This is a genomic window from Arthrobacter sp. M71 S08 (assembly GCF_059089725.1).
In genome coordinates this window covers 182,047-205,753 of record NZ_JBNHEY010000005.1, presented here as the reverse complement: position 1 = coordinate 205,753, position 23,707 = coordinate 182,047, and the positions used below count along the sequence as shown (strand labels likewise).

General features: G+C 64.9%; 26 protein-coding genes. 6 read left to right on the top strand and 20 right to left on the bottom strand.

Features of this window, described 5'->3' with window-relative positions; genetic code table 11:
- Positions 1-171 precede the first annotated feature (171 nt).
- Positions 172-1,125 carry an ADP-ribosylglycohydrolase family protein gene (locus AC5RTB_RS12340; protein ID WP_494061361.1) on the top strand — a complete coding sequence of 318 codons (954 nt, stop codon included), beginning with the start codon at positions 172-174 and terminating at the stop codon, positions 1,123-1,125.
- Positions 1,126-1,134: 9 nt separating this feature from the next.
- Here AC5RTB_RS12340 and AC5RTB_RS12335 read toward each other — a convergent pair whose 3' ends face one another.
- The 9 genes from AC5RTB_RS12335 to clpS all read right to left on the bottom strand — a co-directional run bounded on the left by AC5RTB_RS12335 (position 1,135) and on the right by clpS (position 7,821).
- The gene (locus AC5RTB_RS12335; RefSeq protein ID WP_494061360.1) at positions 1,135-2,124 is read right to left on the bottom strand and encodes a 3'-5' exonuclease; all 990 of its coding nucleotides are present in this window, start codon (positions 2,122-2,124) and stop codon (positions 1,135-1,137) included.
- Positions 2,125-2,212: 88 nt separating this feature from the next.
- A complete protein-coding gene (locus AC5RTB_RS12330; protein WP_494061359.1) occupies positions 2,213-2,863 on the bottom strand; it encodes a GNAT family N-acetyltransferase in 651 nt (216 codons plus the stop codon).
- A complete protein-coding gene (locus AC5RTB_RS12325) occupies positions 2,860-3,519 on the bottom strand; it encodes a DedA family protein (protein WP_494061358.1) in 660 nt (219 codons plus the stop codon). Before AC5RTB_RS12325 ends, AC5RTB_RS12330 begins: the two co-directional genes overlap by 4 nt.
- 86 nt (positions 3,520-3,605) lie before the next feature.
- On the bottom strand, positions 3,606-4,241 hold the full coding sequence (gene rdgB, locus AC5RTB_RS12320) for an RdgB/HAM1 family non-canonical purine NTP pyrophosphatase (RefSeq protein WP_494061357.1): 636 nt from the start codon (positions 4,239-4,241) through the stop codon (positions 3,606-3,608).
- A complete protein-coding gene (rph, locus tag AC5RTB_RS12315) occupies positions 4,234-5,037 on the bottom strand; it encodes a ribonuclease PH (protein ID WP_494061356.1) in 804 nt (267 codons plus the stop codon). The genes rdgB and rph overlap by 8 nt, the downstream gene beginning before the upstream one ends.
- A 63-nt stretch (positions 5,038-5,100) precedes the next feature.
- The gene (locus tag AC5RTB_RS12310; RefSeq protein ID WP_494061355.1) at positions 5,101-5,892 is read right to left on the bottom strand and encodes an MBL fold metallo-hydrolase; all 792 of its coding nucleotides are present in this window, start codon (positions 5,890-5,892) and stop codon (positions 5,101-5,103) included.
- Positions 5,889-6,845, bottom strand: a complete 957-nt coding sequence (gene murI, locus AC5RTB_RS12305; RefSeq protein WP_494061354.1) for a glutamate racemase — start codon at positions 6,843-6,845, stop codon at positions 5,889-5,891. Before murI ends, AC5RTB_RS12310 begins: the two co-directional genes overlap by 4 nt.
- 94 nt (positions 6,846-6,939) lie before the next feature.
- A complete protein-coding gene (locus AC5RTB_RS12300) occupies positions 6,940-7,506 on the bottom strand; it encodes a DUF2017 domain-containing protein (protein WP_494061353.1) in 567 nt (188 codons plus the stop codon).
- A gap of 9 nt (positions 7,507-7,515) precedes the next feature.
- On the bottom strand, positions 7,516-7,821 hold the full coding sequence (clpS, locus tag AC5RTB_RS12295) for an ATP-dependent Clp protease adapter ClpS (protein WP_490889132.1): 306 nt from the start codon (positions 7,819-7,821) through the stop codon (positions 7,516-7,518).
- Positions 7,822-7,929: 108 nt separating this feature from the next.
- On the opposite strand from clpS, the gene AC5RTB_RS12290 reads away from it, so the two are divergent.
- Together AC5RTB_RS12290 and AC5RTB_RS12285 are read left to right on the top strand one after the other, a co-directional pair.
- Complete coding sequence (locus AC5RTB_RS12290) at positions 7,930-9,261, top strand: nicotinate phosphoribosyltransferase (RefSeq protein ID WP_494061352.1); 1,332 nt, start codon at positions 7,930-7,932, stop codon at positions 9,259-9,261.
- On the top strand, positions 9,258-9,881 hold the full coding sequence (locus tag AC5RTB_RS12285) for an isochorismatase family protein (protein ID WP_494061351.1): 624 nt from the start codon (positions 9,258-9,260) through the stop codon (positions 9,879-9,881). Before AC5RTB_RS12290 ends, AC5RTB_RS12285 begins: the two co-directional genes overlap by 4 nt.
- A 47-nt stretch (positions 9,882-9,928) precedes the next feature.
- On the opposite strand, the gene AC5RTB_RS12280 is transcribed toward AC5RTB_RS12285, so the two are convergent.
- From AC5RTB_RS12280 to AC5RTB_RS12250, 7 genes are all read right to left on the bottom strand, one after another.
- Positions 9,929-11,707, bottom strand: a complete 1,779-nt coding sequence (locus AC5RTB_RS12280) for a DEAD/DEAH box helicase (protein WP_494061350.1) — start codon at positions 11,705-11,707, stop codon at positions 9,929-9,931.
- Entirely contained in the window at positions 11,704-13,152 is a 1,449-nt protein-coding gene (locus tag AC5RTB_RS12275) for an MFS transporter (protein ID WP_494061349.1), read from the bottom strand. Before AC5RTB_RS12275 ends, AC5RTB_RS12280 begins: the two co-directional genes overlap by 4 nt.
- Before the next feature lie 64 nt (positions 13,153-13,216).
- Positions 13,217-13,513, bottom strand: a complete 297-nt coding sequence (locus AC5RTB_RS12270) for a DUF3039 domain-containing protein (RefSeq protein WP_490889139.1) — start codon at positions 13,511-13,513, stop codon at positions 13,217-13,219.
- Positions 13,514-13,554: 41 nt separating this feature from the next.
- A complete protein-coding gene (locus AC5RTB_RS12265; RefSeq protein WP_494061348.1) occupies positions 13,555-15,126 on the bottom strand; it encodes an ABC transporter permease family protein in 1,572 nt (523 codons plus the stop codon).
- Positions 15,108-15,938 (bottom strand): ABC transporter ATP-binding protein, encoded by an 831-nt coding sequence (locus tag AC5RTB_RS12260; RefSeq protein WP_494061347.1) that lies wholly within the window; start codon positions 15,936-15,938, stop codon positions 15,108-15,110. Before AC5RTB_RS12260 ends, AC5RTB_RS12265 begins: the two co-directional genes overlap by 19 nt.
- Positions 15,939-16,018: 80 nt before the next feature.
- Entirely contained in the window at positions 16,019-17,017 is a 999-nt protein-coding gene (locus AC5RTB_RS12255; RefSeq protein ID WP_494061346.1) for a co-chaperone YbbN, read from the bottom strand.
- A 65-nt stretch (positions 17,018-17,082) separates the two neighbouring features.
- A complete protein-coding gene (locus AC5RTB_RS12250; protein ID WP_494061345.1) occupies positions 17,083-18,813 on the bottom strand; it encodes a DUF8094 domain-containing protein in 1,731 nt (576 codons plus the stop codon).
- 244 nt (positions 18,814-19,057) lie between these two features.
- Here AC5RTB_RS12250 and AC5RTB_RS12245 point away from each other — a divergent pair, with 244 nt between their 5' ends.
- Entirely contained in the window at positions 19,058-20,377 is a 1,320-nt protein-coding gene (locus tag AC5RTB_RS12245) for an AI-2E family transporter (RefSeq protein ID WP_494061344.1), read from the top strand.
- A 25-nt stretch (positions 20,378-20,402) separates the two neighbouring features.
- Here the strand turns inward: AC5RTB_RS12245 and AC5RTB_RS12240 are convergent, their stop codons facing one another.
- Both AC5RTB_RS12240 and AC5RTB_RS12235 read right to left on the bottom strand, forming a co-directional pair.
- Positions 20,403-21,191, bottom strand: coding sequence for an alpha/beta hydrolase (locus AC5RTB_RS12240; RefSeq protein WP_494061343.1), 789 nt, complete (start codon positions 21,189-21,191; stop codon positions 20,403-20,405).
- Between the two features lie 70 nt (positions 21,192-21,261).
- Complete coding sequence (locus AC5RTB_RS12235; protein WP_494061342.1) at positions 21,262-21,582, bottom strand: Rv1322 family protein; 321 nt, start codon at positions 21,580-21,582, stop codon at positions 21,262-21,264.
- 65 nt (positions 21,583-21,647) lie between these two features.
- Between AC5RTB_RS12235 and nucS the strand changes: the two genes are divergently transcribed.
- Both nucS and AC5RTB_RS12225 read left to right on the top strand, forming a co-directional pair.
- The gene (gene nucS, locus AC5RTB_RS12230; protein WP_494061341.1) at positions 21,648-22,343 is read left to right on the top strand and encodes an endonuclease NucS; all 696 of its coding nucleotides are present in this window, start codon (positions 21,648-21,650) and stop codon (positions 22,341-22,343) included.
- Between the two features lie 316 nt (positions 22,344-22,659).
- Positions 22,660-22,863 (top strand): cold-shock protein, encoded by a 204-nt coding sequence (locus AC5RTB_RS12225; RefSeq protein ID WP_026545871.1) that lies wholly within the window; start codon positions 22,660-22,662, stop codon positions 22,861-22,863.
- 115 nt (positions 22,864-22,978) lie between these two features.
- Here AC5RTB_RS12225 and AC5RTB_RS12220 read toward each other — a convergent pair whose 3' ends face one another.
- The gene (locus AC5RTB_RS12220; RefSeq protein WP_494061340.1) at positions 22,979-23,410 is read right to left on the bottom strand and encodes a DUF2550 domain-containing protein; all 432 of its coding nucleotides are present in this window, start codon (positions 23,408-23,410) and stop codon (positions 22,979-22,981) included.
- An 11-nt stretch (positions 23,411-23,421) separates the two neighbouring features.
- The gene (locus AC5RTB_RS12215) at positions 23,422-23,706 is read right to left on the bottom strand and encodes a F0F1 ATP synthase subunit epsilon (protein WP_204531162.1); all 285 of its coding nucleotides are present in this window, start codon (positions 23,704-23,706) and stop codon (positions 23,422-23,424) included.
- Position 23,707: the final 1 nt, after the last annotated feature.

Genomic DNA, 23,707 nt, shown 5'->3' with positions numbered 1-23,707 from the left:
GATTCCAAGCTACCGGCCACCTCCGACAGTTCCGGACGGCAACGCCGCGGCACCGTCGAACAAGGCGCGAACAGGGCTGGTGATCTCCATTACCGGCTGCCGGCGGAGCTGTCGTTCGTCCCGAAGCGACGCTGTACGAAATCACGCGCATCAGCTGCCTACACTGGCGGGGTGACTCATTCCGCACGCTTCTCCAGCACACTCCGCAACAGAATCACCGGTTCGCTCCTGGGCTGCGCGCTCGGTGAGGCAGCCGCAGGATCACCCGACGCTTCCTCGTTCGCCGATGCCACCCAGCTCACGCTTTATACGGTTGACGGCATGACCGAGGTGCTCGAGTGGGCCAACGACGGCGTCGCGGCCGACGAAGCCGCCTGCCTCTGGCTCGCCTATCTCCGCTGGCTCGGCACCCAGGGTGAGACACCGCCGTCGTCCGCTCCCGCTCCTCCCGCCCGCTGGATCGACCGGCAGGAGGTTCTCCACCGCCGCCGGGAACCCGACGCCGCCAGCCTCCGCGCACTCAGGAGCGGTGACATGGGCAGCCGTCAGCGCCCGCTGGAACGGGCCGACGACGGACCAGGCGCGCTGCAGCGCTCCGCGCCTTTCGGACTGGTCGCCAATGTGCCGCCCGCGATGATCGAGAAGCTGTCACTTGACGCTGCAGCAATCACTCACGGCAATCCCAGCGCCCAGGTTCCCGCGGCCGTCTTCGCCGGCCTGATTCACGTGATCGTCGTGGACAATCATTCGCTGCCTGAAGCGGTGAGTGCGGCGGCAGAGCATGCAGCTACGTTGGGGGCGGCGCCGCTGTCCGAACAGCTGCAGGCATTGAGCGCAGCTACCCCTGCGGTCACGGGAGAGGATGCAGCGAGCGTTCTGTGCGCGGGGATCCGACTGGTCCTTGCCACCGCGGATGACGACGGCGCGGCTTCCATGCGCGCGCTGCTCGCCGCAGCGGCGGAGCAGGAAGGACCGGCAACACGGGTCGTCGGTGCTGTTGCCGGCGCCATCGCCGGGGCTTTACACGGTCGTGACTCCCTCCCTCCCGCTGCATACGAGCGGCTGGAAGGATCCGGCGTCGTCGAGGAAGTGGCCGCGCGCTTCGCCGCGGCGATGGGCGCCTGAGGGGCAGCGCTACTGGCTGGTGACGGGCCAGCGTCCGCCGGTCATCTGCAGGAATTCCGCTTCGGAGAGTACTTCGATGTTCTGTCCCCGGCTGTGCAGTTCCATCACACGCCGGGCTTTGCCCGTCACGCGACCGCTGCGCAGGTCCGCGGCCACGAAGCCGTTGCCGACCACCAGCACCGTGGTCCTTCGTGTCACCGTGCTCGCAGGCTGCGCGCCCAGCACCGCTGCACGCTGCTTCGCCTGTGGTCTCGGGATACCCAGATCGCCGGTGAATACAACGGTCTGTCCATACAGCGGATGCGTCGGGTCCGCACCCGGGTTCGGCTCCGGGTTCAGCCCCTCGTCCGGCCACCCTGCCCAGCCCGAGGCAGGCCCGCGTTCCAGTGCCGTCCGGGTTGCCTTGGACAGCTCAGACACCCCCGGCTCGTAGGCCTGCAGGCGAGACAGTTGGAGGCGGTGCCCTGATACCAGTTCATCGATCGTCGACGCTTCCGCGCGGCGCGCGATATCCACCATAATGCCGGCGCATGCGCGGGCATCCTCGACGGCGTCGTGATGGTTCACCAGCGGCACGCCGGCGGCCTCCGCGACATAGGGCAGCGAGTAGGAGACAAGGAAATAGCTGCGTCGTGACAGCAGAACTGTGCAGGCGTAGTCATAGGCAGGACCTGCCAGGTTGGACACCTCGAGCGCCGAGCGGATAACCCCCATATCGAAGGCGGCGTTGTGCGCCACCACGACGTCGTTCCCGATGAAAGCGCCGATCTCCGGAAAGAGCTCACCGAAGCGTGGCTGTTGCGCCACCATGTCGGCGGTGATTCCGTGAATGGCGACGTTGCGCGAATCGAATTGATCGTGGCCGGCGGGCGGGCGCATCAGCCACTGTGCTTCCTCGACGATGCGGCCGTCACGGACCTTCGTGAGCCCTACGGCGCAGGGCGAACCGCGAAACCCGTTGGCAGTCTCGAAGTCGATCGCCGTAAACTCAATTGCCACCAGATCACGGTATCGGGTGATGGGTCTCCAACCCCGGAACCGGCTCCGCGTGGCGGGCGGCTACTGCGCCCTGCGAGCCCCCGGCGCTCTACTGCGCTCCAAGAGATGGCAGGATCCGTTCCACGCCATCCACCTCCAGCGCCCAATCCGGCCGTCGGAACCGGCCTGCCTCGAGGCGCATGTGCACTTGCTTCGTCACCTCACATGCGCGGGCAACTACTTCGGAAACACCGTTGGGTTCGTAACCCAACCCGCGGGAAACCCCGAGTGAGGCGCTGTTCCATTCGGCCGCTTCGGAGAGGGCAGTTTCAGCACCGAGGTGGTCGAATGCAAACAGGAGGATTGCCGACCGCATTTCCCTGCCGATGCCACGTCCCTGCACGGACTGCGTGAGCCAGGAGCCGCTGCTGACTGTCCGCAGGATCGAGAAATCGCGGGCAGAGAGGTCCTGCATGCCAACCACGCGGCCGTCGAAGCTTACGGCGAAATTGATGGTCCAGTGATCGCGTTCGAGGGAACAGCGCTGGCGCCACTGGTGCTTGACCGTCTCGCGGATCAACACATCGCGGGGAGCATCTGTCCACGGCACGCTGAACGGCATCAATGCCGGATCATGGACGCCGGCCAGCACCGCATCGACCAACTGGGGCAGCTGTTCGTCCCGGACGGGCGTCAGCGACAGCCGCGGAGTTCGAAGCTCCAGTCCGAAGAGCGGCCACACGTCGGTAAGCCGCATCATGACGCTTCGCGCTTGCGCCGCACCTTCCGCACCTTGCTGATGACGAAGAACGCCATCAGAAGCACGACGGCGGCAATCACCAGTTTCTGGAAGATGTCCGCATACTGCTCCACGAGGTGCCAGTTCTCACCCAGATGGAAGCCGGCCAATACGAAGATGGAGTTCCAGATGAGGCTCCCGGCGAGGGTCAAGCTGAGGAAGGTCCAGACGGGCATTCGTTCGATGCCGGCAGGAATGGAGACCAGGCTGCGGAAGATCGGCACCATCCGCCCGAAGAACACGGCCTTGTAGCCGTGGCGGTTGAACCAGGCCTCAACGCTGTCAACGTCCTCAAGATCAACCAGCGGCACCTTGCCCACCAGTCGGCGCATGCGGTCGCGTCCGAGCAGCACGCCCAGCATGTACAACAGGTAGGCACCCACGACAGACCCGGTGGTGGTCCAGAACAGCGCTTCGAAGAGGGTGAAATCTCCACGGCTCGCGGTGAATCCAGCCAGCGGAAGGATGACTTCGCTCGGAAGGGGCGGGAAGAGATTCTCGAGAGCGATGGCAAGGCCTGCACCGGGCGCGCCGATCGTCTCCATCATGGTCACCGCCCAGTCAGCGACACCTCCGAGTGTGGATTCATTCCCGGTCTGCAGGGGCAGGTAGCTCACGAAAGTCCTCATATCCCGGTTAAGTTTGCCCTATCGAACTGCGCGTGCCGTAAGCGGCTGCTGAACGCCGGCGCATGACGGGACGGTCAGCGCAGGACCTCGATGATCGACGGCAGCAACGCGGCGAACGCCCTGGCCCGGTGGCTGATGGCGTTTTTCTCTTCAGGGGTCAGCTCGGCACAGCTCCGGTTTAGACCGTCGGGCTGGAGGACGGGATCATATCCGAAACCGCCGTCTCCGCGCGGCTCGTTGAGCAACGTCCCCTTCAGTTCGCCTTGCGTCACGACGTCGGCGCCGTCAGGCACCGCCAGCGCCGCGGCGCACACGAACCTCGCCGCCCTCCGGTCCGCCGGAATGTCGGCAAGCTGGCTGAGCAGCAGCCGCAGATTCGCCGAGTCATCACCGTGCCGCCCGGCCCACCGGGCCGAGAAGATTCCGGGAGCGCCTCCCAGCACGTCAACGGCCAGGCCGGAGTCATCGGCCACTGCGGGGATGCCCGTGGCTTCCGCTACTGCACGTGCTTTGAGAAGCGCATTCTCCTCGAAGGTTGTGCCGCTCTCCACCACGTCAGGAGCACCCGCCGCGACGGCATCAATCACCTGCGTGTCGACGTCGAGGCCGGGGACCTGGTCCCTCAGCAGGGCGCGCAGTTCACGCAGCTTGCCCGCATTGCGGGTGGCGAGAACCAGCCGTGCCGGTGCGGACTCAGTGTGCTCAGGCACCGGCAGCTTCCCCCAGCGTCTCGCGCTGAATCTGTGCAAGCTGTGACGTGCCCAGCAGGGCGAGGTCAAGCAGTGCGTCCAGTTCGTCCCGGTCGAACGGAGCGCCCTCGGCGGTCCCCTGAACCTCGACGAAGCTTCCGCTTCCCGTCACGACGACGTTCATGTCAGTCTCCGCCCGGACGTCTTCGACGTAGGGCAGGTCCAGCATCGGCACACCGTCGATGATGCCGACACTCACTGCCGCGACCGTGTCGGTCAATGGACGGGAGGACTGCGGGATGATTCCGTGTTCCTTGGCGTACCGGATTGCCTCAGCGAGCGCCACATAGGCGCCGGTGATCGCGGCGGTGCGGGTGCCGCCGTCGGCCTGCAGCACATCGCAGTCCAGGACAATGGTGTTCTCCCCCAGCGCCCGGGTGTCAATGATCGATCGGAGGGACCGGCCGATCAGGCGCGAAATCTCGTGGGTACGTCCGCCGATTCGGCCCTTCACCGACTCCCGGTCTGAGCGGGTGTTGGTGGCACGGGGAAGCATGGCGTACTCGGCTGTCACCCAGCCTTTGCCCTCTCCCTTCAGCCACCGGGGAACGCCGGTGGTCAGCGAAGCAGTGCACAGGACCCTTGTATTGCCGAACTCGATCAGTGCGGACCCTTCGGCCTGGTTGGACCAGCCGCGCGTGATGCTGATGTTCCTGAGCTGGTCCGGCGCCCTGCCGTCTGCCCGGACAACTCCACTTCCGGAAGTGGATGGGGACGTGGATGCGGAAACGGACCCGGGAGAGGAAGGGGAAGTCATGGGTCCAGTCTGCCAGAGGCGGTTCTGTGTGAGCGATTCACGCCGCTGCTGCCCGTCCCGCCGTCATACCGAGTAGGAGACCCCTGCAACCGCGACGGCGACGTCCCCCGAATAGCTGCTGCGCGCCTCTTCCATGGTGCGGACGGCGTCATTCCAGACAGGGAGGTGGGTAAGCAGCAGCCTCCGCGATGCGGCTGCGGACGCGACGTCGCCGGCCCGCTTTCCCGTCAGGTGGACACCGCGGACGGCGTCGTCCCTGCCTTCATGGAAAGCAGCTTCGCAGAGGAAAATGCTTGAATCGGCTGCCGCCTCAATGAGACCGTCGCACGCGTCAGTGTCGCCCGAGTAGGTCAGGATCCGCTTGCCGCCCGGAGCATCGGGGTCCGCCACCTCGACGCGTAGCGCGTACGCCTCCTCGACCGGATGAAGGACGGGATAGGGCGTGATGCTGAAGGGCCCGACCTGCACGGGCGTCCTCGGTGACCAGGCGTGGAACTCGAAGTCCTCATGCATCCCCGGTTCCGGGTCCAGCCCGTAGGCGGTGGCCATCCGGTCAGCAGTGCCGGCGGGCCCCCACACGGGGATTCGCGGCTGGTTCCAACCGGCAGGGTCCCAGTGGACTGCCACATGCAGCCCGCACAGATCCATGCAGTGATCGGGATGCAGGTGGGACAACAGGACGGCGTCAATATCCCGCAGGTCCATGTAACGCTGCAGCGCGCCCAGTGACCCGTTGCCGAGGTCAAGCAGGATCCGCCACGTCTTGCCATCCTCCTGCACCGTAACGAGGTAGCAGGAGGCAGGCGAATGCGGCCCTGGGAAAGATCCGCTACACCCCACAATGGTCAATTTCATGCGCGGCGGCCCCCGCCGGAGCCGGCATCGGAGCGGGCGGTCGCAATCATCTCGGGCGTGATGCGAGCCATGCTTCCCGTCGGATACTGGGCCGACACATGGTCCACGTGCTCCACGCTGAGGACTTCCGGCCCTAGAAAGCGCCGTGCGAGCTCCTCGAATCGCGCTGCGTTCCCGGTGGCGACGAAGTGATGCTGGGGCTGGCCGGAGCCGGTGCGCAGGAGGTCATGGGAAACGAGTGCACGATAGACGTCCTTGGCGGTTTCCTCCGCACTGGAGACGAGCGTTACGGAATCGCCCATGACATAGGAGATCACGCCCGTCAGCAGCGGATAGTGGGTGCAACCGAGAACCAGAGTGTCGACGTCGGCTTCCCGCAGCGGGTGCAGGTAGCGGGCAGCGGTTTCCAGAACCTCGGAACCTGCGGTGACGCCGGCTTCCACATAGTCGACGAAGTCCGGACAAGCCGCGGAGAATATCTCCAGATGCGGCGCCGCGGCGAACGTGTCCTCGTAGGCACGGGAGCCGACGGTGGCGCTGGTTCCAATGACACCTATCCGGCCGGTGCGTGTCGAGGCCACGGCGCGCCGGACGGCCGGCTGGATCACCTCGATGACCGGAATCCCATATCGGGCGGTGTAGCGCTCGCGGGCATCCCGCAGCACGGCAGCGGACGCGGAGTTGCAGGCGATGACCAACAGTTTCACGCCGGAATCCACCAGTTCGTCCATCACCCCGAGCGCGTGGGCTCTCACCTCCGCGATGGGGAGCGGACCGTACGGGGCGTGGGCGGTATCTCCGACGTAGAGCACCGATTCGCGGGGTAGCTGGTCGATGACTGCCCGGGCGACGGTGAGACCTCCGACGCCTGAGTCGAAGATGCCGATGGGTGCTTCGGTGGACCTCAGAGCGGCCATCTCGGCAGCCTCAGAGTCGGCAGGGTCAGAACTCATGATCCTTTGAGAATAGGACGCGCCGCTCCGGTTGGCTAAGAGATGAGGCGTGTCCTTAATCACAGTGCGCCCCCATCAGTGGGGGCCGTGTCCGTCATTCAGAGGGCTCGACAGACGCAAGGAGAGCCTGCATCAGCCCCTCCTGGACCCAGGTGACGAAGTTGTAGACCAGAGCCAGATAAGACTCAAGATCATCCGCGTCCTCAAGGTCCGCAATCTCATGCAGTCGCGCTGCGTCTTCGTCGGTTTCGATCTCGAGTCGGTCAGCCAGGACCAGCCGTACATCATTGAGCGCCCGGGCCAGGACCTGAGCCTGGTCCCGGTTCAAGACCATCTGGGTGTTCTCGAGCAGCAGCGCTGCCCCGCGCAGGGCCCCGACCTTCTCCTCCCGCAGCGAGCGCTCGGTAAGGCGGCGGAATTCCAGCGCCCCGTCGTCGTCGTCTTTCACCGCATCCGGCAGCAGGCGGATCACCGCGCTGTCGTCGGGCTTCACGGCTTCCATATCCAGCCCTACCAGTGCCACGAGGGGATCCTCGTTCTCCCGTTTTTCCGGTTCGAGCAACTGCACGACGTCGGCGAACAACCGTCGCAGCAACCTCACCTCGCCGGGTTCAAAGTCACCGGCGATACCACGCCGGGTTCTCCTGAATGCTCTGGCCACTGCCGCTCCCTACGCGTCCGCTGTCTGGAAAGTAGCCCACAGGCCGTACGAGTGCATTGCCACGGTGTCCCGCTCCGCCTGTTCCCGCGAACCGGTGGAGACAACCGACCTGCCCAGCTCATGGACCTCAAGCATGAGGGTGCGCGCTTTCGCCTCGCTGTAGCCGAAGTAGGTCTGGAAGACGTACGTCACATAGCTCATCAGGTTGACCGGGTCATTCCACACGATGACCACCCACGGCACGTCGGTACTGGTCAGCGAGTCTTCTTCCGTCGCCTCAGTCTGATGGGTTTCGGGAACAACGCCAACACTCATGGTCCCCATTGTAGGTTGGCGGGCGGTTGCCTCCTGCGCGGCCCCCAGCCGCCCATTGTGCATGCGCTCCCGGTACTCACAGAGCGACCACGGGGCTAGAGTTTTGGTGTGAGCCCACATAAAACCTGGCAGCACCCCAATTCCGCGCTCTACACAGACCACTATGAGCTGACCATGCTGCAGGCGTCCCTTCATTCGGGTGCCGCGCACCGGAAGTCCGTCTTCGAGGTCTTCACCCGGCGCCTGCCCGAGGGGCGCCGCTATGGGATCGTGGCGGGAACCGGGCGCCTGTTGGAGGGCCTGAAGCATTTCCGGTTCGAGCAGCCGCAGCTGGACGCGCTGTCCGCGGCTGGAGTCGTCGATGACGCCACGCTCGGCTGGCTCGCGGACTTCCGGTTCACCGGCAGCATCTGGGGGTACGCCGAGGGCGAAGCCTACTTCCCGTCCTCCCCCATCCTCATCGTGGAGGGCTCATTTGCGGAGGCGTGCATTCTCGAGACGTATCTGCTCTCCGTCCTCAACCATGACAGTGCCATTGCGTCCGCCGCATCCCGCATGACCGGGGCTGCCGGAACCCGCCCGTGCATCGAGATGGGTTCCCGGCGGACGCAGGAGGAATCAGCTGTGGCAGCCGCGCGGGCAGCTATCATCGGTGGCTTCGCCAGTACCTCCAACCTCGAGGCAGGACGCCGCTACGGCATTCGGACCGTCGGCACGGCAGCGCATTCCTTCACACTGCTCCACGATTCCGAGCCCGAGGCCTTCGCCGCGCAGGTCGCCGCCCTCGGGAAGGGCACTTCCCTCCTTGTCGATACATACGATGTCGAGCAGGGCGTCCGCAACGCTGTCGCCGCGGGAGGGCCGGATCTCGGAGCGGTGCGCCTTGACTCCGGTGACCTCGTTGAACAGGCCCGTTGGGTGCGGCAGCTGCTCGACGATCTGGGCAACCACCAGACGCGCATTGTGGTCACCTCCGACCTTGATGAGTACGCGATCGGCCTGCTCGCGTCCGCTCCGGTGGACTCCTACGGCGTCGGCACCTCCCTGGTCACAGGATCGGGAGCGCCCACCGCCGGCATGGTGTACAAACTGGTGAGCCGGACGGACGACGACGGCGCTTTCGTCTCGGTGGCGAAGGTTGCCAAAAACAAGGCCTCCGTCGGAGGCCGCAAATACGCGCTGCGGCGTCTCAACGAGTCAGGCACGGCGGTCGCCGAAGTGGTCGGGATCGGCAATCATCCGTACGACGACGGCAACGACCGTCCGCTCCTGCACCAGTTCGTGGCGGACGGCGAGGTGCTTCCGGGGTGGACCGGCCCGGAGGGTGTACAGCGCGCCGTCGAACGCCATCGGGTGTCCATGGCAGAGCTGCCGAGCTCCGTAATGCGGCTCCAACGAGGGGAGCCCGCTATACCCACCGAGTACGAGGAGTCCGCATGACACGCGCACTTATTATCGTCGACGTACAAAACGATTTCTGCGAGGGCGGATCCCTGGCGGTCGCCGGCGGTGCCGGCGTGGCCCAGGATCTCAGCGATTACATCGACGCGCAGGGCGACCACTACGACTACATCATCGCCACCCAGGACTGGCATATTGACCCGGGCTCCCACTTCTCCGACCAGCCGGACTTTGTGGATTCATGGCCCGTGCACTGTGTGGCGGACCAGCACGGTGCCCAGTTCCACCCGAATCTGGACACCGAGGGCCTCGACGCCGTCTTCCGCAAGGGCCAGTACGAGGCGGCGTATTCCGGCTTCGAGGGCGTTCTTGCCCCCGAGGACCAGGTGCCCACCGGTGACCAGAAACTGGGCGCGGCCGCTGCGGTCACAGCCGACGACGCCGTTTCCCTCGACGACTGGTTGCGGGACCGCGAGGTGGATGAAGTAGCGGTTACCGGCCTGGCGGCCGACTACTGCGTGCGAGCCACTGCCCTGGATGCTGTGGGAGCCGGATACACCACGCGCCTCCTGGTCGACTACACCCGTCCGGTCCACTCCGAACGCCTCAGCGAGGTTCTTGCCGAGCTGGAGGACGCCGGCGTCGAACTCGTCGACTGATGTCTTCCCCGGCCGCGGCGTTGCAGCGGACGTGCCAAGGGCGTGGGTCAGGTGCGTCCGATGAACCAGTCCTGAAGCTTCTTCAGCCGCCGCCGTAGCTGCTCCTCGTTCGCCTGGGCCACGGCCGGACCGCCGCACGCCTTGCGGAGTTCAGTGTGTACGACACCGTGCGGCATCCCGGAACGGGCAGACCACGCCGATACGTTCTTGGCGAGCTGGCCACGCAGTTCAGTGAGCTGGCGGTGGTCTATCACCTCAGGAGCGACCGGCTCATGCGCGGCAACCGGGCGTCGTCGTCGTGACTGCTGCTCCTGCTGCCGCTGCCGAAGGAGGGCGCCCACCTGATCGGCGTCAAGCAGGCCGGGGATTCCGAGGAAGTCAAGCTCCTCTTCGCTGCCCATTTCACCGCCCGTGCCGAACTCACCGCCGTCGAAAAGCACGCGGTCAAACGCGGCCTGCGACTCGAGCGCCTCAAACTTTTGCTTGGTCAGCTCACTGGAGGCCTTCTCCTCACGGTTCGCCGCCTCCATCAGCGCTTCTTCGGGCGCGAAGCCGTCCTCGTTGTTCTCCGGCCGGTCGAGCGCGTGGTCCCGCTCCACCTCGAGCTGGTTTGCCAGCGCCATGAGGTTCGGCACCGAAGGCAGGAAGACCGACGCCGTCTCCCCCCGCCGTCGTGCACGCACAAACCGTCCTACGGCCTGCGCGAAGAACAACGGCGTGGCAGTTGACGTGGCATACACGCCGACTGCCAGGCGCGGAACGTCCACGCCCTCGGACACCATGCGGACGGCGACCATCCAGCGCGTCTCGCCGGCAGAGAATTCCTCGATCTTTCCGGACGCTTTGGCGTCATCGGAAAGGATGACCGTGGGCGATTCACCCGTGATCTTCTTCAGCTGCCCTGCGTACGCCCGGGCATCCTCATGGTCGGTGGCGATCACCAGGCCGCCCGCGTCCGGGACGGCGCGACGGACCTCGGTGAGGCGCCGGTCCGCCGCCGCGAGCACTGCCGGAATCCATTCACCGTTCGGGTTCAGGGCGGTCCGCCACGCCTGGGCGGTGATGTCCTTGGTGACAGCTGCTTCGCCGAGCGAAGCTGCCATCTCCTCCCCCGCGCTTGTCCGCCAGCGCATCTGGCCGGAGTAGGCCATGAACATCACCGGACGGACTACGTGGTCCCGGAGGGCGTCGCCGTAACCGTAGGTGTAGTCAGAGCGCGAACGGCGGATACCGTCCGCGTCCTCCGCGTACTCGACGAACGGGATGGCCGCCGTGTCCGAGCGGAACGGTGTTCCGGTGAGGGCAAGCCGGCGGGTTGCGGGTTCGAACGCTTCGCGGATGCCATCGCCCCAGGATAGTGCGTCACCGCCGTGGTGGATCTCGTCGAGGATCACCAGCGTCTTTGCTGCTTCAGTCTTGGCGCGGTGCAGCATCGGTTTGCTGGCCACCTGCGCGTAGGTCACCGCGACACCGATGAAGCCCTCGCCGTGCCGACCGTCGGCATTGCGGAAATTCGGATCAATCGACAGCCCGACCTTGGCGGCGGCATCCGACCACTGCCGCTTGAGATGGTCCGTGGGAGCAACGACGACGATTCGGTTGACGATCCGCCGTTCCACCAGTTCCGTGGCGACCCGCAGCGCAAATGTGGTCTTACCTGCCCCGGGCGTTGCTACCGCCAGGAAATCCTGGGGAGAGTTCGCGAAGTATTTCGCGAGTGCCTCTTCCTGCCACTGCCGAAGCTTGGGTGCGGTACCCCAGGCGGCTCGTTCCGGGTACGCGGGAGGAAGAGCCGGACCGGCGCCGAACAGTGCATTGTTGCTCACTCTTGGGACGGCACCTTTCGTGTGTCGGTCGTTGCTGGGGAGGGTTCCCGGTCACCCCGGGCAGCCCTCAACCCGGCCACTATACCGACTACCGCGAAGACGCACAGAGCCAGCCAGATTGCAACAAAGACGGGTACCTGCCCGGGCGCATCCGGGTCCCGCAGGAGGGCGAACAGGCCACCGGCACCGGCGGTTCCGATAACTCCGCCCAGCTGATCCGAGAGTTGCAGCGCGGCCGAATTCCGGCCCTGCTCGCTCGGCGGCGACAGCTTCAGGACGAGCACCGACGTGCTGGAGAGTGTCAGTCCCATGGCGAAGCCGGCAGCACTCCACACGAGCACGAGAACCCAGAACGAAACCTCGGCCGCTGCTGCGAGGGCGAGGCCCCCGATGCACAGAGCCAGCAGGGATGAGCCGATGACCAGCAGCCATTGTCGGCGGAAGCTCACGCGGGCCTGGACGAAGGAACCCGCGCTCCACCCGATCGCGGCAGCACTCAGGGCAAGGCCCGCTGTCGATGCGCTCAGACCGCGGGCGGAGACCAGCATCAGGGGGACGAAGGCTTCCGCGCCGAAGAAAGCGACCGTCAGCAGCCCACGCGTGGCAATGACGCTGGGTAGCCCCGGCGCCAGGCGCACTGTCCCGGCAGGCAGAAGCCGGGGGAAGGCAACAGCAGCGGCAGCAAATCCGGCCACGCCCAACGCCACCAGGAGCCAGGCCGGAACCGGATCGGCAAAGCCGTCGGCGGCTATTTTCGTCAGGGCAAACTGGGCTGCGAATACACCAGCCGCGAGCAGGACGCCGGTCGCCGCGTTCCTGCGCGCCGCCGCGTCGAGCGGCTCACGAACTCCGGAGACCTTCAAACGCTCAGTACGCGGCCAGACCAGCAGGAACGCCGCAATAACCACGGGAGCTACGCCCAGGAAGACCCAGCGCCAGCTCGCCTGCTCGGCCAGCACGCCGGAAACGTACGGCCCGATCAGCGAGGGCACCACCCACGCGGCGGCAAGCCAGCCGAACACCACCGGCTGCGTTCGCTGGGGGTACGCCCTTGCGATGATTACGTAGACGGCAACAATCATGAAACCGCCGCCGAGTCCTGACACAGCGCGTCCGGATGTCATGATCCAGAAGGCCGGAGCGCTTCCGGAGACAGCCAGGCCGGCAACCATGAGCCCCAGGCCGGCGGCCAAGGCGGGGCGGGGCCCACTTCGATCGCACCAGATCCCGCCGAGAACGCTACCGAGCAGCGAGGCCGTGAGGTACATGGAGAAAGCCAGCCCATAACTGGATACCCCATCAAGTTCCGCGGCCACAGACGGCATTGCCGTCACCACCGCCATAGCCTCGAAGGCGGCGCAGGTGATGATGGCGATGACCCCGACCGTCAGTGGCCGTAGAGAGGACATCTCCCCCTCACGCGGCAAAGCCTCAGGTTGCGACATGGCTCCCTCACGAGCATGCGAACGTCCGCCGGGCCGGGCCCGGCGGACGTGTCAATCAAACTTCCTAGGACTTATCCCCCGGACGCATGGAGTTGTAGATTTCCTTGCACGTAGGGCACACCGGAAATTTCTCGGGGTCCCTGCCGGGCGTCCAGACCTTGCCGCACAGAGCGATTACAGGCTCTCCGGACAGCGCCGACTCCATGATCTTTTCTTTGCGCACGTAGTGGGCGAACCGATCCCTGTCACCGGGCTCAATCTCCTCGCGGAGCTCTTCGCGCTCGATCGTAGCCGTGGATGTGCCGGAATCGCCCGGTGCTCCGTGGGGGCTGTCATCAAATGGGTCTGCTGGCGTGCTCATTGCTCCATCCTACTGCTGATGCTGCATACCGGTCAGGGGCCTCACTTATTGACGCTGACCGCCTGCAGCAGTTCGGGCCCGCGCTTGTCATACCAGGCACCGCCAAGGCGAATACCGCCGATGAGGACCGCGCTACCGAACACCAACCCCGCCAGGAGCGTCAGCCAGCCGAACATGGCGGTCCCAGTAAGAAGGTACGCAATTGCCAGCGCAATCTCGGGCAGCAGGAGCACCAGCAGAACTACCCAGCCGAGGAACTGGATGGCGAGCATCGAAAACCCCGTTCCGGGCGGTGTCTTGAACGGACTCTCGCCGGGAAGCGGAACGTTGTAGGTGTAGCGCGCGGAGAGGACACTTGAAAACCCTGCCCCGCTCAGGAGCGCGCCAAGACTCAGCCCGAGCATCATGGGGAGATCCGCCAGCGAGCCGCTCATCCAGAGCGGGACGATGGTGAAAACCAGCACCACGGGCACTGCGAACACCATCAGGGCGATTGTTCTGCCCGCGCGATCTGCCGTGCCGCTCACCCCTGCCGAGAGGTGAAGCCAGAACGCGGTGTTGTCATAGGAGATGTCCGCCGAGATGGACCAGGCAAGCAGGAAAGCCGTGATCGGGCCGAGATAGTTCAGCAGGAACAGGTCACCGGACCCGCCGCTGATGAACCAGAGCAGAATCGGCAGCAGCGGCACCACAATAATTGATGCGGCATACCGCGGGTCACGCATCCAGTAGGTAAGGGCGCGTGCGGCGACCGCACCCGTAGGCGTTGCTGGAAAACGTGCGAAGAAGCGAAGCCGGCCCGCGCCCTTACGGGTCACCGCGTTGTACGGGGGTGTGACCAGTGCATGCCTGAGGCTCTTGTACCAGAGGTAGACCAATCCAGCGATGGTGCCCACACCAATAGCAAAACGTGCCAGAGCAGTAAGCGCTTCACCCGCGGCGAGGTCCGCAGGGATGGCAACGAACACACCGAGGGGCGTCCACGCCAGGACATTCGTCAGTTCCCCCGCGAACTGGGGTGAGTTCTGGAACCCTGCGGTGATCCCCCCAAATATCGGACCGAGAAGGATAAGAGGGATGATTGCGATCGTCGAGCTGAGGTCCTTGAACCGTCGCGATGAGGCGAGCGCCGTACCCGCCGTCGTAATCAGACGGGAGCCCACGATGCACAGCAGGACAATGCACACCGCGCAGATGATCGCTGCAACCGCAGCAGCGGGATAGCGGATCCAGGTCAGGGTCAGGGTCAGGAACGCGATCAGCGTAACGACACCCGGGATACCGATAACACCGCCGAGAGCGAGTCCGGTCATAAGTTGGCGCATCGGTACGGCGAACGTGACAAACCGGGCAGGATCCAGCGTCATGTCGACGCCCGAGGCAACGAGAGGGATGACCAGCCAGCCAAGCACAGCAGCAGATCCGCCCAGCACCACAACGGTCCGGATCAGTCCGGGGTCCAGGGCGCCGAGACCTATCAGGCCAGCCACTATCAGTCCCAGCAGGCCCAGGCCGTACAAACCCCCAAGGATGACTCCGACGAGTTGCCAGGTGCTGCGGCGCAGCGAATTGCGCAGAAGCAGCAGTTTGAGCCTCAGGAGGTGCGCAACCACGACAACCCCTCCGCGGTGTTCCGGCCCCCGACAAGTTCAACGAACCGGTCTTCGAGACTCGCGTCACCACGCACTGCGTCAACCGTGCCTGCGGCCAGCACGGTTCCTGCGGCGATGACGGCGACGTGGTCGCACATACGCTGGACCAGATCCATGACATGGCTTGAAACGATCACGGTCCCGCCGGAGCGTACATAGGTGGCGAGGATGTCGCGGATGTTGGCCGCCGAGACCGGATCGACCGACTCGAACGGCTCATCCAGCACCAGAAGGCGGGGTGCGTGAACGAGTGCGGAAGCCAGGGCGATCTTCTTCGTCATGCCGGCGGAGTAGTCGACCACGAGGGTTCCGGCGTCATCCGCCAGGTCCAGTGCCCGCAACAGGTCCGCCACCCTTGTCGCGACCTCGTCCCGGTCCATTCCGCGAAGCAGGCCGGCGTAGGTTACCAGCTGTTCTCCGGTCAACCGGTCGAAGAGCCGGACACCATCCGGCAGTATTCCCATCAGCCGTTTGGCCTCGAGCGGGTTATGCCACACATCGAGGCCATGCACCCACGCCCCGCCATAGTCCGGGCGCAACAGTCCCGTGGCCATGGAGAGCGTTGTGGTCTTGCCCGCACCATTCGGCCCGACCAGCCCGTAGAACGACCCGGCCGGAACATCGAGGTCGATGCCGTTGACCGCGACCTTGTCGCCGAAGCGTTTCGCCAACCCGCGCAGCGCCAGTGCGGGCCGGCCGGCCGCCTGGGGGTTGACCGGTTGCTCATGCGGTTCCGGGGCAGGCGGCAACGAGGGGAACGACGGGGAGGTCATGCGTCAACGCTAACAACGGCGCCGGCCGCATTCGTCATCCGAAAGGACGAAAACCCGCAACGCACCGGTATCGATAGTGACTAGAACAGCGCCCGTGCCAACGCGCTGCGCGCCTTGTTCACCCGCGGGTCAGTGGGACCGATGATGTCGAACAGCTCCAGGAGACGGACACGTGCCGCTTCCCGGTCCTCTCCAGCGGACCGGGCAACGAAGGTGGTCAGTCTCGCGAAGGCGTCCTCGACATGCCCACCCGCCAAGTCCAGGTCGGCTACGGCCAGCTGGGCCTGTACAGAGTCAGGAGCTTCTGCCGCCGCGGTGCGCAGGGCGACGGCGTCCGCGTCCTGCAGCCGCTGCATCAGCTGTACCTGCGCCAGCCCTGCCTTCGCGTCGGCGTCAGCCGGCTGTTCCGCGAGCGCCTTCCGGTAGGCAGCGGCAGCTGCGGCATAGTCGCCTGCCTCGATGGCGTCGAACGCCTCCTGGTGCAGCGGCGGAAGGGGCTCTTCAGCCGGTTCGCCCGCGCCCGCGGCATCGCCGGCCGGCGCGTCATTCAACGAACCGCTCACACCGTTCGCCTGCGCGACCTTCAGGAGCTCATCGACGTAGGTCCTGATCTGGGGTTCCGCGAGCATACCCTCGAACAGCGGTACGGGCTGACCCTTCAGGATGCCGACCACGGTGGGAACGCCCTGCGCCTGGAAGGCCTGCGCGATCCCGGGCTGCGTATCGAAATCAACCCGGGCGAGCAGGATCCGGCCGGCCTGTTCCACTGCGATCGTCTCAAGGACCGAGAGAACCTGCGACGACTGTTCGCTCCAGGAAGCCCCGAGCGCAACGATCACGGGCACCTGGGCGGACAGCTGCACCAGCTGCGGGAAAACCTGCTCGGTGACGTCGACGATATAGGCGCTGCCGCTTTCCGCTGCACCGCCGTTGGCGGGGCCTCCGGGGCCCGGTGCGCCCGGGGTGCTGCCCGGCGCATTGCTGGACTGCGCCCGGGCTTTCAGTGCCGACAGGTCGACGGCGCCGCGCAGGTTCATTGACGACGGCGCGGAGCCGCCGGGGATATTCGGAGTGGTCATGCTTTCACCTTATTACTGGGGCAATACCCGTGGGCAAGACAGATCCCGTCAAGGATCTTCGGGCGTCATCGTAATTTGGCGGAAAGCAACTGCTGCGCAGCACCGATGACGGTGATTTTCGTCCCGCTGCCTTCGGCTGGAACATACATCATGACTGCCTCCCCGTAACGGACGTCGATGCCGTCCTCCGTGGACTCTTCGCCCGTGAGCGCCTCATAGACCGTATCCTCAAGGGCGATTGAGTCACCGGGTCCCTCCGGCACGCTGCTGTACGTGTGGTCGAGATATCCGAACACCATCGCTCCCCCGTCACCGGTCGAGATTGCCCTCGTGTGATCAGCAACGGGCTTATGGGTGAACGTGATTTCGGCCGAATCATTTCCGGCATCAGCCACCACGTCGGACTGGAACGAGGTGATCGCATCCGCGAAGGAGTTCGGCTCGAATGTCGCCTTGTTTCTGCCGTCCGGCCTGGTCAGGTAGTCGGCAATGGCCGCAACTGCATCCTCCGGGGAAGCTACGAGGTCCTCACCGCCGTCGACTGGAACCTCCTGAAGCCCGTCCGGTGATCCCGCTGTGGGGAAGGTTGTGCCGGGCAGCATCTGGATGGAGGAGGTTAGCCGGTAATTGGAACGGGGGTCCTCCTGCACGAGCACTAGCGCCTGCGGCACCGGGTTCGCCTCACCCTGCGTCAGCGCGACGACGGTGCGCGGCCATTCGTTCCCAGCCGGGATCATCGTCGTGAGCACCGGATCGGCGACAACCGGGGTGGGTGCGGGTACATCGTCAGCCTGGGCACGAACTGAATAATTGGCACTCCGCAGGGCGGCGGCCGAGCCGGCAACGCGCGGCTCAAGGAGGGTGGCGTCAGCGGCGGCATCGGCTTCGGTGACCGTAGTGGCGACGGAAGCAAGAATGCGGTCGAGCTGGCTTTCCAGGATCACCGGGTGCTGCTGAGCCGCCTCGGCGTCAGGCGCCGCGGATTCTGAAGGGGCGGCGGATTCTGTGGCAGCCGGCTCACTCGGCTGGGCCGACTCGGTCTGGGATGCGTGGCCTACAGCAGTTCCGGAGATCCCGAGCGCGCCCGCCAGTCCAATCGCTGCCCATGGGCGAACGGGATGAGCAGTGAAAGCGGCTCCCGAACCGCCGTGACGGTTCTGCTGCCGGGCGTAGGCGCGGGAACCGACAGTGGCCGGTTCACGACGGGGTCTGCCCGGCATCATGAAGGCAAGGGCAATACCGAGGACCAGCAGCAGCGCGCCCAGGATGATCAGCGGAACCGCCCACGGCGTCGCTGTGTCGTTGGCGCTGGTGATCGATATTGCGGTGGGAGCAGGAGATTTGCCGTCGCCGGCGATGAGGATGGACCACTCCCCCTCGCCCGGGTCCAGCCAGCGGTGGGTCAACGTGCCGTCCGCGGTTTCCTCGCTCGTCCAGAGGTCCGCGCCGCTCGGATTGGGAACCGTCTCCTCACCTTCCGCGAATTCGGTCAGCAACTCGTCTTCTCCCACACCGGTCACCGTCAGGTGAGCCGCGTCTGCCACCCAGGCGTCGACGTCGGATGCCCTGCCGACAGCGAGAGTGAAGGTGCCCTCGGATTCCACCGTAATGTCAACGTCCTCGGTCTCGGTGTCCCTGGCACCGGCGTCAATGACTGTGACGGGTCCGCTGCGTGCATCAGCCGGGACCGCGACCGTCACCGTTTCCGACGGCGCCCACCAGGTGAGCTGGCCGATACCCAGCAATACCAGCAGCGCGCCGATCGCCATGACGGGAACAGCAAGAGGAAAGCGCACGCGAAGACCTAACGTTGAGTTGGGTGAAGCCCGGACCACCGGGCAAAAAGGACTAGACCCATGGTAACGAAATGTGTTGGCAGTACCTGCCGGGCACCGGCATCGGTCCCCAGGGGAGGCTCCCCCATCCAAGGCCCGGATGGAGGCCTGCGTTTGCCACGAAGAGCCTTGCGGTCCTGTTACTGTTTCGCTAGTCATACAAGGGTTCTGCCCGTGCCGATACGCGAACGAAAGCGGACCATACGTGAGTGAACACGAAGACGTGCCGATCAGCGAGCCTCTGCCTCGCCCGGCGTCGTCAGTGACGGAGCCGCCGGAGGCGCCTGACGCGGAAGAAACTGTTCCGCGTGTTGAGGCACGCCGCCGGGCACTGGGCATCGCCATGGCGCGCCTGCGGCACCTGATGCCGGTCGCGCAACCCCGGCCGCGGTTCGAGTTCCCGCCTGAAGTCAGCGATGACATTCCCGTGGACGAGTCGGTCACAATCAGGGACCCCCGGCTGAAGTTCGGCGGCCCGCAGCCGCGGTCGATGCGCCAGCACCCCATCCACTTCGGTTTCATGGCCAGCGTCGGTGCAGGGCTGGCGCTGCTCGCATATTTCATGATCACCAACGTCGGCCATCTCCTCGTCTGGATCGGCGCGGCACTGTTCATTGCCCTTGGGCTGGACCCGATCGTGCGCTGGCTTGAAAACCGGCGTTTTCCCCGCCCAGCCGGCATCACCCTGGCACTGACGATGCTTGTGGGCATCATCGTGGCTTTCTTCGCGGTCCTTATCCCGACGATCGTCTCGCAGACGGCCCAGCTCGTTGAACGGGCTCCGGGCTACGCGCGGGAATTTCTTGCTTCCGACTTCTTCCAGAGCGTCGATCAGCAGTTCGAGTTGCGCGAACGGGTGACAGAGGAAGTAAATCGGTTCTTCGCCGATTCCGAGGCGGTCGGCGGCATCTTCGGCGGCGTCGTGGGGGTCGGTACGGTCATCCTCAACAGCGTTTTCGGCGTCCTGGTGATCCTGGTGCTTACGCTGTACTTCCTTGCCTCACTGCCGGCGATGAAGAAGTGGGCCTACCGCCTTGCCCCGCGCTCGCGCCGGGCGCGCGTGGAGCGGCTCGCCGAGGAGATCACGAGCAGCGTCGGCAACTACGTGATCGGGCAGGCGTGTGTCGCCCTGCTGAATGCAAGCTTCGCGTTCATTTTCATGACGATCGCGGATGTGCCGTTCTCGGTCCTCCTCGCATTCATTGTGGCGATGCTCGCATTCATACCGTTGGTCGGCGCCATGATTGCCGCCGTCGTCGTGAGCCTTGTGGCTCTCACCGTCGGGTGGCAGACCGCGGCGCTCTTCGCAGTGATGTACGTCGCCTACCTGCAGGTGGAGGCCTACTTCATCTCTCCGCGCATCATGCAGAAGGCTGTGGCGGTGCCGGGTGCGGTGGCCGTCATCGCGGTCATCGCGGGCGGAAGCCTGCTGGGCGTGCTTGGGGCACTCATCGCCATTCCGCTGGCGGCCGGTGCGATGCTGCTCCTCAAAGAGGTCTTCATCGCCCGCCAGGACAACCAGTAGCGGCAATTCGAGGGAGGACAGCACGCTAGTCAGCGCGCGCCGTCGGACCTTCCCATTCGGTAGGCAGGCTAACAGCCTTTCCGAGTACGACGCCGGCAATCTCATCAAGCACGCGGCTTACGTACTTCTCCCCCACCCACAGGTGCTTGGCGCCGTCGACGCCGACGACGCGCGCCTGCGGCACTCTGGCGAACCGCTTGGCGGCTTCCTCCGGCTGGAGATAGTCATCATGCTCAGGGACCAGGACATGCAGCGGAAGCTCTGACTCTGCCCAGGAGTCAAGGTCAGGATCCTCGGCGCGGTGCAGCGGAGGTGAAAGCAGGATGGCGCCCTCGATGAGCTCCGCGACAGGCTCCCTCGCTCCATACTTCAGGCATAGCTCCGTGCCGAAGCTCCAGCCGACCAGCCATACGTTGGTCAGCCCTTCGTTGACGACCCACTGCACAGATGCTTCGAGGTCGTGCTGTTCCAGGCCGCCGCCGTCGAACTCGCCGTCGCTGCAACCGCGCGGGGATTCGGTGCCGCGGGTGTTGAAGCGAAGAACCGCAATATCCGCCAACGCCGGGAGCCGGAAGGAGGCCTTACGGTAGACATGGGAGTCCATGAATCCTCCCGCAGTGGGAAGCGGATGCAGCGTCACGAGCGTCGCTGCCGGCGTCTTGCCCTCGGGTGCGGCGAACTCGCCCACCAGCGTCTTGCCGTCCGCCGTCGTCAATTCAATGTTGCGGCGGGAGGCGGGCAACACTGTCCCCGCCCTGATCTCGGTGGGTTCGGAGCTTTCGGAGAACTGATACGCGGGCTCTGAGCTGCTCATTTGACTCAGTCTACTGAAAATTTGCAGGTGGGACCCCGGTGGGGATCGGCCCGCAGTTCGTGTCAGCAGGCTAACCGGAGCGGCGGGTCCGCCAGCACGTTAGATGCCAGTGGCGTCGGTCTGCCAGCGCGGTTTCCGCACCAAACAGTGAATCCTCCTGCCATGCCACCAGGTGGGCAAGGCCCGGCGGAATGTCGCGGTGGCAGCCCGGGCACAGGTAGTGCTTGGCAGCGTTCCGCTCAGTGATTCGCCGGACGGACCAGACACCGTCGGCGGCGGATTCCCTGGTCGGGATGCCCGCGCGGGCGCGTTCAAGATCCAGTTCCGGCGCCTCGGACCACTTCGGGCGCGGCTGGCCGCGGGGCTTTCGCGGCCGGTTGGATCGGGGCATGAATCCAGTCTGCACTGAAGGCTCCGTGAACAGGAAACTGCCAGCGGCCCGGTAAAGTGCCAAGGGTGCGTTTAGTGATTGCCCGCTGCTCCGTTGATTACATCGGACGCCTCCGTGCCCACCTTCCGTTGGCGACCCGACTGCTCATGGTGAAAGCCGATGGGTCGGTTCTGGTTCATTCCGACGGTGGTTCATACAAGCCGCTGAACTGGATGAGTCCGCCGGCCAGCCTGAGGATCCTCGAACCCGCGGCCGAGGACGCCGGATTGGGCGTGACCGAAACCTGGAATGTGCAGCATGCCAAGAGTGATGACCGCCTCGTGATCAGCATCCACGAGCTGCTCCACGAAAGTTCGCACGATCTTGGTGTGGACCCCGGGCTGGTCAAGGATGGGGTGGAAGCCGATCTGCAGAGACTCCTCGCGGAGCAAATTACCCTCCTCGGCGACGGTTATTCGCTTATCCGCCGTGAGTACATGACCGCCATAGGTCCGGTGGACATTCTGGCGCGGGACGGGCAGGGACGGACAGTTGCCATCGAGCTGAAACGCCGCGGCGACATTGACGGCGTCGAGCAATTGACCCGGTACCTGGAGTTGCTCAACCGGGATCCGCTCATGGCGCCGGTCAAGGGAGTCTTTGCTGCCCAGCAGATCAAGCCCCAGGCGCGGGTACTAGCCCAGGACCGGGGCATCGACTGCCTCACCCTGGACTATGACGCCATGCGGGGCGTCGACGACGTCGATTCGCGCCTCTTCTAACACCAACACCGCGGACGGTATGCGCTACATGACCGGTTTGAACCGGTTACCGCAGTCCTGACCGTCCGGATATTCGAGTTTCCCCTTAACAATCGGTTTAATCGGCGGATTGTCCGTTGACCAGCCCATACGCCTATGTGATGCTTATTTCAGTCTTTGTGTACGTGGTTTTCATGCTCGCAAGACAGGTTGCGAGCGTGAAGTTTCGCGTAGGTACAAGGTCATTCCTTTACTCGGTGGAATTCACGCGAAGTAACTCGCGGTCGGCACGCAGGGTGCCGATTGGAAATATGTTCCATTATGAGGAGAAATACAAATGGCACAGGGAACCGTGAAGTGGTTCAACGCTGAGAAGGGCTTCGGCTTCATCACGCCGGACGACTCCGAGGGCGACGTTTTTGTTCACTACTCCGAAATCCAGACCGGCGGATTCCGGACCCTTGATGAGAACCAGCGCGTGCAGTTCGAGATCGGCCAGGGCGCCAAGGGCCCGCAGGCTACCGGTGTCACTGCGCTGTAACTCGTCCTTACGGAAACAGTCAGGGCCCCCACTTGTGTGGGGGCCCTGACTAGTTAATTGGACTGCGCCTGTAGTTCATTGGACCGCGCCTGTAGTTCGCAGAACGCCTAGGCAGCTAGCGCCAGGTGCCGATGCCAACCACCGGACCTGCTTCAAGCCAGGAGGATAACCCAGCGTAGACGTCAAACTTCATCGCGAGGAGCACGTCAGCGCCTTCATAGCTCAACATGACCACTATTGCCCCGGGTTGGATCTGTGCCTTCTCCACCTCCGTGGGCTGACGCCAGCCCTTCAGTTCGAGAGAGCTGCGCAGATACCGGTGCCGCGGCCGTGGGCTGAGCGAAACCAGCCGTAACCATTCCAGATGCTTGTCCGTATAGCGACAAACCCCCATCCGCCACCCCTTGGAGGGGAGACGGATGGAGGCGTCGAAGGTTCCCAGCGCTGTCCGCAGCTGATACTGGCGGAGGCAGAAGGCGCCAATCATTAGCACCAGCAAGGCAAAAAGCACCCCGAGCGTGATGAACGTGATACCGATTCCGTCCATCAAGCCAACTGCTACTTCGCGTCTGCGGTCACTGAACCGCCAATCCTGGCGTTGTCGGCAACAATCACCACGCGGTTGCTGTCGACGGAGAAGAATCCGCCGTCAACACCCACCGTGAGACGCTCGCCGGAAACCGGCTGAATAGCAAGTTCACCTTCTGCGAGGATTGCCAGCACCGGCGAATGTCCGGGAAGGATTCCAATCTCACCGTCGGCGGTGCGGGCTTTGACCATGGTCGCCGCGCCGGACCACACGAAGTGATCCGCCGCGACGATTTCAACCTCAAGCTCGGCCATC